The sequence below is a fragment of the Pseudomonas sp. Ant30-3 genome (assembly GCF_000690905.1).
GTDB lineage: Bacteria > Pseudomonadota > Gammaproteobacteria > Pseudomonadales > Pseudomonadaceae > Aquipseudomonas.
The window spans coordinates 53,801-66,901 of record NZ_JMCL01000094.1; the positions used below are offsets into that span (position 1 = coordinate 53,801).

The 13,101-nt window shown below is 58.4% G+C and carries 13 protein-coding genes; 7 read left to right on the forward strand and 6 right to left on the reverse strand.

What is annotated here, in order from left to right:
- Positions 1 to 156 precede the first annotated feature (156 nt).
- Positions 157 to 918, reverse strand: coding sequence for a gamma-glutamyl-gamma-aminobutyrate hydrolase family protein (locus tag DU29_RS0121790; protein ID WP_028623604.1), 762 nt, complete (start codon positions 916 to 918; stop codon positions 157 to 159).
- Between the two features lie 279 nt (positions 919 to 1,197).
- Here DU29_RS0121790 and DU29_RS0121795 point away from each other — a divergent pair, with 279 nt between their 5' ends.
- From DU29_RS0121795 to DU29_RS0121815, 5 genes are all read left to right on the forward strand, one after another.
- Positions 1,198 to 2,574 carry a glutamine synthetase family protein gene (locus DU29_RS0121795; protein WP_028623605.1) on the forward strand — a complete coding sequence of 459 codons (1,377 nt, stop codon included), beginning with the start codon at positions 1,198 to 1,200 and terminating at the stop codon, positions 2,572 to 2,574.
- A 713-nt stretch (positions 2,575 to 3,287) separates the two neighbouring features.
- Positions 3,288 to 4,778 carry an aldehyde dehydrogenase gene (locus tag DU29_RS0121800; RefSeq protein ID WP_028623606.1) on the forward strand — a complete coding sequence of 497 codons (1,491 nt, stop codon included), beginning with the start codon at positions 3,288 to 3,290 and terminating at the stop codon, positions 4,776 to 4,778.
- 52 nt (positions 4,779 to 4,830) lie between these two features.
- Positions 4,831 to 6,117 carry an NAD(P)/FAD-dependent oxidoreductase gene (locus DU29_RS0121805; RefSeq protein WP_028623607.1) on the forward strand — a complete coding sequence of 429 codons (1,287 nt, stop codon included), beginning with the start codon at positions 4,831 to 4,833 and terminating at the stop codon, positions 6,115 to 6,117.
- Positions 6,118 to 6,504: 387 nt separating this feature from the next.
- Positions 6,505 to 7,053 (forward strand): cupin domain-containing protein, encoded by a 549-nt coding sequence (locus DU29_RS0121810; protein WP_028623608.1) that lies wholly within the window; start codon positions 6,505 to 6,507, stop codon positions 7,051 to 7,053.
- A 139-nt stretch (positions 7,054 to 7,192) separates the two neighbouring features.
- Positions 7,193 to 7,660 carry a GNAT family N-acetyltransferase gene (locus DU29_RS0121815; RefSeq protein WP_028623609.1) on the forward strand — a complete coding sequence of 156 codons (468 nt, stop codon included), beginning with the start codon at positions 7,193 to 7,195 and terminating at the stop codon, positions 7,658 to 7,660.
- 140 nt (positions 7,661 to 7,800) lie between these two features.
- On the opposite strand, the gene DU29_RS0121820 is transcribed toward DU29_RS0121815, so the two are convergent.
- Together DU29_RS0121820 and DU29_RS0121825 are read right to left on the reverse strand one after the other, a co-directional pair.
- Positions 7,801 to 8,019 (reverse strand): PLD nuclease N-terminal domain-containing protein, encoded by a 219-nt coding sequence (locus tag DU29_RS0121820; protein WP_028623610.1) that lies wholly within the window; start codon positions 8,017 to 8,019, stop codon positions 7,801 to 7,803.
- Positions 8,020 to 8,294: 275 nt separating this feature from the next.
- Positions 8,295 to 8,720, reverse strand: coding sequence for a hypothetical protein (locus DU29_RS0121825; RefSeq protein ID WP_028623611.1), 426 nt, complete (start codon positions 8,718 to 8,720; stop codon positions 8,295 to 8,297).
- 268 nt (positions 8,721 to 8,988) lie between these two features.
- On the opposite strand from DU29_RS0121825, the gene DU29_RS0121830 reads away from it, so the two are divergent.
- Positions 8,989 to 9,660, forward strand: a complete 672-nt coding sequence (locus DU29_RS0121830) for a hypothetical protein (protein ID WP_028623612.1) — start codon at positions 8,989 to 8,991, stop codon at positions 9,658 to 9,660.
- 170 nt (positions 9,661 to 9,830) lie between these two features.
- On the opposite strand, the gene DU29_RS0121835 is transcribed toward DU29_RS0121830, so the two are convergent.
- On the reverse strand, positions 9,831 to 10,682 hold the full coding sequence (locus tag DU29_RS0121835) for a CAP domain-containing protein (protein WP_028623613.1): 852 nt from the start codon (positions 10,680 to 10,682) through the stop codon (positions 9,831 to 9,833).
- Positions 10,683 to 10,827: 145 nt separating this feature from the next.
- Here DU29_RS0121835 and DU29_RS0121840 point away from each other — a divergent pair, with 145 nt between their 5' ends.
- On the forward strand, positions 10,828 to 11,448 hold the full coding sequence (locus DU29_RS0121840) for a cell wall hydrolase (RefSeq protein WP_028623614.1): 621 nt from the start codon (positions 10,828 to 10,830) through the stop codon (positions 11,446 to 11,448).
- A 99-nt stretch (positions 11,449 to 11,547) separates the two neighbouring features.
- Here the strand turns inward: DU29_RS0121840 and DU29_RS0121845 are convergent, their stop codons facing one another.
- Both DU29_RS0121845 and DU29_RS0121850 read right to left on the reverse strand, forming a co-directional pair.
- Positions 11,548 to 12,246: a dienelactone hydrolase family protein gene (locus tag DU29_RS0121845; RefSeq protein WP_028623615.1), complete on the reverse strand. Its 699-nt coding sequence runs from the start codon at positions 12,244 to 12,246 to the stop codon at positions 11,548 to 11,550.
- Positions 12,247 to 12,300: 54 nt separating this feature from the next.
- Complete coding sequence (locus DU29_RS0121850) at positions 12,301 to 12,816, reverse strand: HvfX family Cu-binding RiPP maturation protein (RefSeq protein ID WP_028623616.1); 516 nt, start codon at positions 12,814 to 12,816, stop codon at positions 12,301 to 12,303.
- Positions 12,817 to 13,101 lie beyond the last annotated feature (285 nt).

Below are 13,101 nucleotides of genomic sequence, written 5' to 3' on the forward strand. Positions count from 1 at the left end.
AGGGAATTACGCTGCCGAGCCGTCCGGGCTTATTCGGCGCCGCCGTCCTGGCTGCCTGGGTCGTACTTGTTGTTATTGCAGTGTGTCGTTTCGCAAATTCGGACGCGCCAAAGCACGTCCGCCAGTCTTGCGGGGGCAGTCAATAAATGTTTTGAATCAGCGGGCTTTACGCAGCGCAGCCCTTTGCCTGCAGGCATCGCCAAACGCCTGGAAAACTCTCAGATAAGAAGGATTGGAAAGAACCTGCCATTCCGGGTGCCATTGCACGCCGACGGCGAAGGCTTCGCTGTCCTTTACGGAGATCGCCTCGATCAAGCCGTCTGGCGCAATCGCTTCGCAGCGCAGCCCTGTTGCGAGTCGATCAATCCCCTGGCTGTGAATCGAATTCACCTGAAACTGCTCCGGCAAATCCAGCGCCTGAAACATGCCGCCCGTTTGCACGATGACAGCATGCGCGGGAGCGTATTGCACCGCCAGTTGCGGGCTGTCCGCTTCGCGGTGATCAAGCATGCCCGGCAGCTCGTGCACCTTCTGATGCAGGCTGCCGCCGAACGCCACGTTCATCTCCTGGAAGCCCCGGCAAATGCCGAGCACCGGAACGCCCGCAGCGATGGCTGCACGCAATAAGGGGAGGGTAGTGGCGTCCCGCGCCGGATCGTGATCCGTGCCGGGAGCGCTGGCCGGGCCTTGATAGTGGAAAGGCTCCACATTCGACGGCGAACCGGTCAGCAGTAAACCGTCGAGCTGCGCGAGCAGGTCGTCGATTTCAGTCAGATCGCCCAGGGAAGGAATGACCACGGGCAGCCCCAGAGCCGCGACGCTGACAGCACGCAGGTACTTGTCGCCGCTGACGTGGTAGGGGTGCAGGCCAATCTGTTTGACGCATGCAGTAACGCCGATCAATGGCTTGAATGCCATTTTTATCACCTCGAAGTTCACACTTGAACGAGCTTTTCCGGAGCTTAGCCTTGTTAATTTTAATTAACAACTCTCATGTAAAAAATTCTAAACGCCATACGTCTGATCTTTATGATTTCTGCAGTGCTGGCACTATATCTGGCCCTGTCGTGCCCTAAAAAGGCCTTAAAATAAAGAGTGAGGCGCTGGGTGTTCGCTATTGACTTCACTTTGCCGTTCGGGTTGACTGAGCTCGCGAAACAGCAGTGAACATAATAATTAACAGCCTATAGGTGCATCATGTCGGTCCCTCTGCGTACCGTTCAACTCAACGAAGCAAACGCATTCCTTAAGAAATATCCTGAGGTTTTGTACGTCGACCTTCTGATTGCGGATATGAACGGTGTGGTGCGCGGCAAGCGCATCGAACGCACCAGTCTTCATAAGGTTTACGAAAAAGGCATCAACCTTCCCGCGTCATTGTTTGCCCTGGACATCAACGGTTCTACGGTGGAAAGCACCGGCCTGGGTCTGGACATCGGCGACTCTGACCGCATCTGTTTCCCTATCCCCGACACCCTTAGCATCGAGCCATGGCAGAAGCGCCCGACCGCGCAACTGTTAATGACCATGCACGAACTCGAAGGCCAGCCGTTCTTTGCCGATCCGCGTGAAGTGCTGCGTCAGGTCGTGAGCAAGTTCGACGATATGGGTCTGACCATTTGCGCCGCGTTCGAACTCGAGTTTTATCTGATTGATCAGGACAACATTAACGGACGTCCGCAATCGCCACGCTCGCCTGTGTCCGGCAAACGTCCGGTGTCGACTCAGGTGTACCTGATCGACGACCTCGACGAATACGTCGATTGCCTGCAAGACATCCTCGAAGGCGCGAAAGAGCAGGGCATCCCTGCCGACGCCATCGTCAAGGAAAGCGCCCCGGCGCAATTCGAAGTCAACCTGCATCACGTCAATGACCCGATCAAGGCCTGCGACTACGCGGTGTTGCTCAAGCGTCTGGTGAAAAACATCGCCTACGACCACGAGATGGACACCACGTTTATGGCCAAGCCGTATCCGGGTCAGGCGGGCAATGGTTTGCACGTGCACATTTCGATTCTCGATAAAGAATGCAACAACATCTTCACCAGCGAGGATCCCGAGCAGAACGCCGCGCTGCGTCACGCGATCGGCGGTGTGCTCGAGACCCTGCCGGCACAGATGGCTTTCCTCTGCCCGAACGTCAACTCGTACCGCCGCTTCGGTGCGCAGTTCTACGTGCCGAACTCGCCGAGCTGGGGCATCGACAACCGTACCGTTGCGGTGCGAGTGCCGACCGGTTCGGCGGATTCGGTACGCATCGAGCATCGCGTTGCCGGTGCGGATGCCAACCCTTACCTGCTGATGGCGTCGGTGCTGGCCGGTATTCACCACGGCTTGATCAACAAGATCGAGCCGGGCGCACCGGTGGAAGGCAACAGCTACGAGCAAAACGAGCAGAGCCTGCCGAACAACCTGCGCGATGCCCTGCGCGAACTGGCGGACAGCGAAGTCATGTCGCGCTACATCGACCCGCTGTACATCGACGTGTTCGTGGCCTGCAAGGAAAGCGAGCTGGCCGAGTTCGAGAACTCCATCTCGGACCTTGAGTACAACTGGTATTTGCATACCGTCTGACGCAACACCGCTGATCAACTGTGGGAGCGAGCCTGCTCGCGAAGGCGGCAGCACAGTCGACATTGATGTCGCCGGACACACCGCCATCGCTGGCAAGCCAGCTCCTACAAGGGGATTGGCGGTGTACACAAGCTCTGCGAACACCGCTGATCAACTGTGGGAGCGAGCCTGCTCGCGAAGGCGGCAGCACGGTCAACATAGATGTCGCCTGACACACCGCCATCGCTGGCAAGCCAGCTCCTACAAGGGGATTGGCGTTGTACACAAGCTCTGCGAACACCGCTGATCAACTGTGGGAGCGAGCCTGCTCGCGAAGGCGGCAGCACGGTCAACATTGATGTCGCCCCACACACCGCCATCGCTGGCAAGCCAGCTCCTACAAGGGGATTGGCGGTGTACACAAGCTCTGCGAACACAGCTGATCAACTGTGGGAGCGGGCTTGCTCGCGAAGACGGCAGCACAGTCAACATTGATGTCGCCTGATACACCGCCATCGCTGGCAAGCCAGCTCCTACAAGGGGATTGGCGTTGTACACAAGCTCTGCGAACACCGCTGATCAACTGTGGGAGCGAGCCTGCTCGCGAAGGCGGCAGCACGGTCAACATTGATGTCGCCTGACACACCGCCATCGCTGGCAAGCCAGCTCCTACAAGGGATTGCGTTTCAAGTTTTAACTGACGATCACTTATTCCTCCGCGTCGAGTCACCACAATGACAAACACTCGCAGCGACTGGGAGCAACGCTTCCAGTCCTTATCCATCGAAGGCCGCGCGTTTATCGACGGCCAATACCGGCCGGCACTCAGCGGCGATTCCTTCGAATGCATCAGCCCGGTCGATGGCCGGTTCCTGGCCAATGTGGCCAGCACTGACGAAGCCGATGCCCACGAAGCCGTAACCGTCGCCCGCCGCACCTTCGAGTCCGGAATCTGGGCACACCTGGCCCCGGCCGAACGCAAGCGCATCCTGATCCGCTTCGCTGACCTGATCCTCGCCAACCGCGAAGAACTCGCCCTGCTCGAAACCCTCGACATGGGCAAACCGATCAGCGATTCGATGAACATCGACATTCCAGCGACCGCCAATGCGATCCGCTGGAGCGCCGAAGCCATCGACAAAATCTACGACGAAGTCGCCGCCACGCCGCACGATCAACTGGGCCTGATCACCCGCGAACCGGCCGGTGTCGTCGCCGCGATCGTGCCGTGGAATTTCCCGTTGATCATGGCCAGCTGGAAGTTTGCTCCGGCCCTCGCGGCCGGCAACTCGTTCATCCTCAAGCCTTCGGAAAAGTCGCCACTGACCGCGATCCGCATCGCGCAGCTGGCGCTGGATGCCGGCATCCCGCAAGGCGTGTTCAACGTTCTGCCGGGCTATGGCCATACCGTCGGCAAAGCGCTGGCGTTGCACATGGACGTCGACGTGCTGGCCTTCACCGGTTCCACTGCGATCGCCAAGCAACTGCTGATCTACGCCGGCCAAAGCAACATGAAACGCGTCTGGCTCGAAGCAGGGGGGAAGAGTCCAAACGTGGTGTTCGCCGATGCGCCGGATTTGCGCGCAGCTGCACACGCGGCGGCCAGCGGGATTGCCTTCAACCAGGGCGAAGTCTGCACCGCCGGTTCGCGTTTGCTGGTGGAGCGCTCGATTCGCGAGCAATTCATCCCACTGCTGGTGGAAGCGTTGCAAGCATGGCAACCGGGGCATGCACTCGACCCTGCAACCACGGTCGGCGCGGTTGTGGATCAGCGGCAACTGGACAACGTGCTGCGCTACATCCAGATCGGCAAAGACCAGGGCGCGCACCTGATCGCCGGCGGTAATCAAACCCTTGAAGCCAGCGGTGGATTGTACGTGGAGCCGGCGATTTTCGATGGCGTGACCAACGCCATGACCATCGCGCAGGAAGAGATCTTCGGCCCGGTGCTGTCACTGATCACTTTCGACACCGAAGAGGAAGCCCTGGCGATCGCCAACGACAGCATCTTCGGCCTGGCCGCCGGTGTCTGGACCAGCAACCTGAGCAAGGCGCACACCTTCGCTCGCGGCTTGCGTGCCGGCAGCGTGTGGGTCAACCAATACGACGGCGGCGACATGACCGCGCCATTCGGCGGGTACAAGCAGTCGGGTAACGGTCGCGACAAATCGCTGCACGCGTTCGACAAATACACCGAACTGAAAGCGACCTGGATCAAGCTCTGACACCTCTAAATCGGCGGCCGCTCGCCAGCGTGGGCGGCCTTCGGAGAAACCTATGAAAACAACAACACATGTAAACAGCTACTACGCCGCCACCCGAAATTTCACCGGCGACTTTCCGGTGCTAGAGCAAGCCGTGGATTGCGACGTCTGTGTGATCGGCGCCGGCTACACCGGATTGTCCTCGGCGCTGTTCCTTGCCGAAGCCGGGTACAGCGTGACCGTGCTCGAAGCCGCCAAAGTCGGTTTCGGTGCCAGCGGTCGCAACGGTGGGCAACTGGTCAACTCGTACAGCCGCGACGTCGATGTCATCGAAGACCGCTACGGCGACAAGACCGCTGAAGTGCTGGGCAGCATGATTTTTGAAGGCGCTGACATCATCCGTCAGCGCATCCAGCACTACGACATCCAGTGCGATTACAAGCCCGGCGGCATCTTCGCCGCGCTGAATAAAAAGCAGCTCAAAGGCCTGGCCGAGCAGAAAAGCAGTTGGGAACGCTACGGCAACAAGAACCTGAAGATGCTCAACGCTGCAGACATCAAACGTGAAGTCGATTGCGACCATTACGTCGGCGGCCTGCTCGATTTGCAGGGCGGCCATGTCCACCCGCTGAACCTGGCCCTCGGTGAAGCCTCGGCGATCATTGGCCTGGGTGGCAAGATCTACGAACAATCAGCGGCGGTGGAAATCACCTACGGCGAACCGATCACCGTGCGTACCGCCAAAGGCGTCGTGCGCGCCAAGTATCTGCTGATTGCCGGCAACGCCTATCTGCCGCAGGGCCTGGACAATCGCGTGACCAGCAAAAGCATGCCGTGCGGCTCGCAAATCGTTGTCACCGAGCCCTTGTCCGAGCACGTCGCGCGCAGCCTGATCACAAACAATTATTGCGTGGAAGACTGCAATTACTTGCTGGATTACTACCGCCTCACAGCAGACAACCGCCTACTGTACGGCGGCGGTGTGGTTTATGGCGCGCGCGAGCCGGATGACATCGAACAGCTGATCAAGCCGAAAATCCTCAAGACCTTCCCGCAGCTCAAGGACGTGAAGATCGACTACCGCTGGACCGGCAACTTCCTGCTGACCATGTCGCGCATGCCGCAATTCGGTCGCATCGAGAAAAACGCTTATTACATGCAAGGCTACAGCGGTCACGGCGTCACGTGTTCGCACCTGGCCGGGAAGCTGATCAGCGAGATGATCCGTGGCGACGCCGAACGCTTCGACGCTTTCGCCTCGCTCCCGCACATGCCGATGCTCGGCGGCCGCACCTTCCAGGCCCCGCTCACCGCTCTGGGCGCCGCGTACTACGCGCTGCGTGATAGGTTTGGTATCTAAGTCAGCCGCAACTGACGCCGACTCAATACCTGTGGGAGCAAGCCTGCTCGCGAAGACGGCGGCACTGCCAACATCAATGCTGCCAAAACCACCGCTTTCGCGAGCAGGCTCACTCCTACAGTCCGCCAACGGTGTACACAGAATTGGCAGTTGGCCCGGACCAAACTGTAGGAGTGAGCCTGCTCGCGAAGAGGCCATCACTGCAGACACAAGCCCAATCATGCACCGCACAATGGCCATCAACCTCACCGCCTTCAGCAACACCCGCAAACGTGATTTAATACCCGCCTTTCACCTCTCCGGGACAGGGGAAGCGGTATTTTCGCGGTCAAAAGTCGCCCGCCATCCATCCCCATAACCCTTGAGTATTTTTCGCATAAGGCTGTCATGGACACGGGCTCACGACTCAAACTGGTACGCGAAAGCTACAAACTCTCCCAGCGCGAGCTGGCCCGGCGCAGTGGCGTGACCAACGCCACCATTTCCCTGATCGAACAGAACCGCGTCAGCCCCTCCGTCAGCTCCCTGAAAAAGCTGCTCGAAGGCATCCCCATGTCCCTCGCGGATTTCTTCACCTTCGACCAACCGCCTCGTGAACATCAATACGTCTTCCGCGCCAATGAACAGCCCGACCTGGGCCGCCATGGCCTGCGTCTGCTGCTGATCGGCGCGTCCGTGCCGAGCCGGCAGATGCGACTCTTGCGCGAGCAATACGCACCCGGGGCGAGTTCGGGAGAAGAGCCGATTGTGCATTCCGAAGGCGAGGAGTGCGGGCTCGTGACGCGCGGCACGGTTGAGCTGACGGTGGATGGGCAGATCAGCGTATTGAATGCCGGCGATGGCTATTACTTCCCGACGACGCTGCCGCACCGGTTTCGCAATATCGGCCAGGATGAAGCGGAAATCATCAGCGCCAACACCCCGGCAAACTTCTGATCCTGAAACGAGCGCCGCCCTGTAGCAGCTGCCGAAGGCTGCGTCCGCGGCTATCACCCATCCCGGATGGATGCAGGGTCTAAAGGATTAATACCCAGTAAATGGACTTCATTTCATGACTATTCGCTATAGCGACGCCATGCTCGAAATCAAAAGGGCCGCCCAAGTTGACGCGCAGGTTGCGTTTGACATTCGCCTTCAAGCAATACGTCATCAATGTATCGGGGCCTACACCTCGGACCAGATGATGGCGTGGACCAAAGGCTCAGCAAGTGATGGTTATGACGTGCTGATGAAGAAGCACTTTTACCTCGGTTGTATCGACGGCCAACCGGTGGCGACAGGCATGCTGGATCTCGACAACCGCGAAATCGGTGCGATCTTTGTCCTTCCGGATTTTATGCAGCGTGGGATCGCTCTGAGAATGCTCAGCCATCTTGAACGCGTTGCGCGGGATTTGGGGCTCAAGGAGGTCATTCTCGACGCTACGTTAAATGCAGCGGATTTTTACCGACGCTGCGGTTATGCAGGTGAGGCGTCTGCCATTTATCATTCGCCATCCGGTCTTCAACTGGCGTGTATACCAATGGCGAAAACTATTGCCTGAATTACTCCCCGGCCAGCGGATGACTTGACCCATAAAAGTTTGATCATTAGTTGTATCTGCGCTGAAAACAACGAAGCCCCAACTTTCATCGGGGCTTCGTTTTTGCGTTTGTTGCAGTTGTTAAGTGCCGCGTGCCTGAGTTACTGCCTGGCCTGCGGCGAATGCGGATTCGGGTTTTTGTGCTTCGGTCCCGCGACTGCCCAGGCGATCAATCCGAACAACGGAACGAACACGATCACGACAATCCACACCAGTTTGTCGCTGGATTTGCCTTCGGCTTTGCGGACTTTATTGATAGCCCATAGCTCGACCAGTACAAGAATTGCCGCCAGTACGATCCAGATGGTTTCGATTTGCATTGGTCACCTCCTAAGGTCTTGTCATTAGGTGGTTTTCTGGGGGCAGGGTTCCATCTTTTTATTGGACGCTCTCGGATAAAAGATCGCAGCCTCGTTGCACTCGACAGCTCCTACGAATTCGCGGGTGGCTGCTGAAGTGCGGTACTTCACATATCCGTAGGAGCCGGCTTGCTGGCGATAGCGATAGCGGCGATGCATAGGAAGCGGCCATTGCTGGCAAGTCAGTTGCGCGTTCAATTGGGGTAACGGCATATGGATTCAACGGAGCATGCCGGTTAATTTGGCTTCCAGTGACCGCCGCCCGATTCGCAATCGATCTTCGCCTGGCTCAGGTTGTCGGCGCCGTAATAATAGGTGGTGACTTGCGCATTGTCCGGAACGTTGGGCCGTTCGCTGTTTTTGTCTTTGCTGGTGGAATGCGGGTTGGCCAGTGATTCCTGGGTCAGCGTGGCGACACAGGTGGCCTGATAACGTTCTTCGCACTGAGCGACTTTTTTCTTGGTGCTGGTGATCATTTCCTTGCTTTCATTGCTGCATGACCAGTCGATGGAGTTCACCGGCATGCCTTCGTACTCATAACAGCTGTGGGATTCGACGACCGGCACGGACGGGCTTTGGGAGCGGGTCTGCACGTCACACGCTTCGGCGAAGACCAAGGTAGGGCTGAGGCTGGCGATCAGAAGCAGGACTCTACTGTTCATCGGGGTTTCCTCTCCAATGGCGCGTCCCTAGAGCTTAGTTCAGCGCTGATAGAGTTTCGAAACTTCGACAGGGCGTGCGGTTCAATATGTTTTCACTTGCCACGTATGGCAGCGTCAGACGCAGCCTTCGGCAGCTGCTACAAATTTCCGCTGGTCAGAACAATCATTGGTTTAATCGATATCGAACATCAAAAAAGGCAAGTTCTGTTTTTCTGTCATGAGAGGAGGATAGCGTCATACCTGTTTCGCCTCTGAAGGAATCTGCGCGATGAGAATGTCTACCTGGCTGGCCCTTGTCGCCGTGATGACCGGCAGCTTCACGGCCATCGTGCCGGCCTACGCTGCCGAACCTTCCTGCCATTTCCTGCCGGTGGCCAACAGCGCCGCCCATTTGCAGCACGCACAAACGGTTGGCGTGTTGTACAGCGAAAACACCATCGACACACTGGCGTACCTTGAGCAGTACCACTCGGTGGCGCTCAACGGTGCGAAGAATCCCGAGCTGGATTCGCGGATCAGCGGGGCGTTCGTCAACAGTTCCGATCCTCAGCGGGCAATCAATTGGTTGATGACTTCGTTGCAGAAAGAGTTTGCGGCGGTGACGGTGTACGACAATCTGGACACGCTGATGCAAGCCCGCCCGGATGTGGTGGTGATGCTCGACACGTACAGCCGTCTGGTGTCCAAACGCAATAATCAGGTTGAAGCGCGGTTCTTGGCGAAGTTTTATGATTCGAACCTGCAATACATCGGCAAAGCTGAAGGCTCGCGGATGCAGCAGATGCCCTCGGTGTGGGTGAAAGGCAAAGCGGCACCGGAGATTGCGGCGCAGATCGAGCAGCAAACTGCGTTGCAAGTGAATGCGCTGAAGCAGTTCGACACATCACTGAAAGCACTTGTAACTTCCGGCACCGTCGCCCAGCTTGCGGTGCAGCAATAAGCCCACATGCCCTTGAAGGAGGTTGCTCGCTAATGTGGGCTTGCAACAGGCGAGAATGTTGGCGGACTCGGCTCCTTCGCGAGCAAGCCCGCTCCCACACGGAGTTATATGTGGCGAGGGGGCTTGCCCCCCGTTGGGCTGCGAAGCGGCCCCCTCCATTCATTCAGGCATCATGGCGTGCCAAACATTGCGGTCCAGTAAATCCCCGAATCACTCTTCGGATCGACCGCATACGCCGCGCCCAGCTCCTGGAACTGCGGGTTCATCAGGTTGGCGCAATGACCGGGGCTGGCGATCCAGCCGTCCACCACTCTGCGCACGGTGTCTTGCCCGGCGGCAATGTTCTCGCCGACCTGCTGACCGACGTAACCGCCCAGTTCCGCCCGGTCGCCCGGTGTGCGGCCGTCGCGATCCTTATGATCAAAATAATTATTGTTGGCCATGGACCGAGAGTGGCTTTCGGCTGCCGCCCCCAACACTGCGTTCCACGTCAGCGGCGCGGCAGCGGCGAGGTTCTGGCTGCCGCACTGGCGTGCGCGACTGCGCGCAGTATTGACTTCGGCCAGCAGCTTTTGACCTTCCGCCTGCCAGTCGCCCAACCGCGCGCTCAACAGTGGGCGCGCCAGCACGATTCGCCATTCGCGCCCCTCGCGGCTGACGCCAATGTCAACAAACTGCGGGTCGAGCACCACCTGGCAGAAGCTCTCGCGAATGGCCGTCATCGCCGACTGCGCGTCCCGCGGCCCCGACAGACTGATCGCCTGCACATTGACCATCGGATAACCCGCGCTGGCCATAGCCTGCTGCAGGTTGCCAACACCTGTGGCCGAAAGCGCCAGACGTGGGTCGCCGGCCAGGGGTGGCAGCTCGGACGAGACCTCACCGGCACATTTCTGCACTTCGCTGCGGTAAGTGTTGATTGAGTCGATCAGCTGTTTCTCGTCGACCGCCCATGCATTCATGACGAACGACAGACCCAAGGACAACGCAGCAAAACGCCTGACGGATGAGGTGAAACCCATGAAATATCTCCCTTGAACGGACGGTGCCCATGATGCGTGAAGTTGCGCCTGTTGAGGCAATGCATTTACGCAAAATGTTGCACGACAGTGGCTATCATTTCACTACTACACTCAACCGACCCCGGCCAACCGAGTTAATCCAACTATGCGTCAAAACTGGATAGCCACCTTCCTCGCAATCACCCTTCTTGTTGGCCCGGCAGCTGCCGCCGAACAGGAACAAAAGCAACAAGCGGCCGAAAACAAGGCTGAAGTCCTCGAGCAGAAAGCCGCCGATAACAGCCGTTCCACGCCCGCGCCCAGAGCCGAAGCCATCACTCAATCCGAAGTCCAGGCGGTAGACCCGGAAGGCGCCGCGCCGCTCGATGACGCCATCACCTGCCTGGCGCGCTCGATCTACTGGGAAGCCAAAGGCAAGGATTCCGCCGATATGGAAGCCGTGGCCAACGTCGTCATGAATCGACTCGGCCACAAGGGTTTTCCGGACACGGTGTGCGGTGTGGTCAAGCAGGGTTCAGAAGCGAAGAACTGCCAGTTCTCATGGTGGTGCGACGGTCGCGCAGATTCGGTTCAGGAAGAAGTGCCCTACGCGCTCGCCAAGGAAATCGCGCGCAAGGCGCTGAACAAGCAGCTCGCGGACCGGACCAAAGGGGCGTTGTATTTCCACGACCGTACGGTGCGCCCGGACTGGTCGAGGACGTACATCAAAACCGCAGACATCGGTTTGTTCCGTTTCTACAAACCGCGTCAAGCCACGGCGAAGTAGCCCGTACTGTCTGACGCGAAACCTGTGAGCACGGCTTGCCGGCGAAGGACTTGAAGGGCGCCTTGACGGTCAAGCCGTGCTCCGTTCAACAATGCGTACTTACAGTTCCATGCCCAGGAAAATCAATGTATTGCCATGGGCTTCGGCCGAAGCACGCTGGTTGTAGCTGTCGCGGTGCGAGCAGTTGAAGCCGTGCTGAGCCTCCGGGTACACAACGATTTCCACGTTCTCGTTGTTTTCGAAGCGCTCGGCGATTTTCTCCACGGCTTCCAGTGGAATGTGGCTGTCTTCTTCACCAAAATGCATCAGCAGCGGCACTTCAATTTGATCGGCGCGTTCCAGTTGGTCCTGGATACCGCCACCGTAATAAGCGATCGCCACATCCACCAGGCCATTGGCGGCGGTGTGGTACGAGAGCAGGCCGCCGAAGCAGTAACCGATCGAGGCAATGCCGCCATCCAGACCCGGATGAGCTTTCAAGGCATTGATGGCCAGTTCGATATCGGCCTGGGCTTTGTCGATGTCGGTGGCGTTCATCAGCTCGACGGCGCGTTTCCAGCCCGGCTCGTCGTAGGTGAGCTCGATGCGGTGGCCGCTGCGCCAGAACAGGTCCGGAACGATCACCACGTAACCGTCGGCCGCGTATTGTTCGGCGACCGAGCGAATGTGTTCGTTGACGCCGAAAATTTCCTGGATCAGTACGATGCCCGGGCCTTTGCCGGTGTGCGGAATGGCCAGGTAGGCGCCGAATTTACCGTCGGCGCTGTCGATGTCGATCCATTGGGTGGTCACGCTCATGGTGGCTCCTGTCTGCACAAGTGAAGTAAAAGTGAAGGCTGCCACGTTAACATTTCAGCGATTGTTGCGGTGCCAGAAGAATCGCGACAGCAGCGCATCGAGACTGAGCTTGCCGGCACCGGAAAAGACCAGCGGCAGCAGGGCGACGAGGTAGATCAGCGGCAGTTTGAAGTTGCCGTGCCCTTTGTTGCTGATCGCATAGCCTTGGGCAAGCTCACTCAATGTAGACCAATCGGCGGGCCAGTGAACGGCAGCCGTCGCCACAATGGTCACCACAATCAGGATGAGCGCGCTGATGCGCGTGCCCAGTCCAGCCAGCAGCGCGAGGGCGCAGATCAGTTCAGCCCACATCGACAGTTCCCAGTTCCAGGTGGCCGGCACATGGTTGAAGGGAAACGGAAAGCGCTCCTGAATGTCGGCGAACCAGTTTTCGCCGTTAAATTTCTCCAGACCAGACTCGAAAAATTCCCACGCGAGGAACACCCGCAGCGTCAGCGGCGTGATCCAGTGGCCGGCACGGTCGAGGTTCAGGTGCAGGCCTTTCACGGCCGATAAAAATGAGGTGGTCATGGGCTTGATCTCCGGTAGTCGGGGAGGGGGCCGCAGCGTGCCCCGCGCAGGTGAGTGATGCGCTCTGATCGGCAGGGCCAATCGACCGGCACAGTTGATCAAGCGGGTGTATCTGTGATGTGTCGTAGCAGGGGGCTTCTATGCGGTGATGTGTCTGAGGCGGGGTCATATACAGGCTGATACAAGACTCAAGTTGTAACCGTGTAGCAGCTGGCGCAGCCTGCGTCCGACTGCAAAGCAGTCGTAACACTGGCGTTCTGACACACCGCGACCGCTGATGAAACG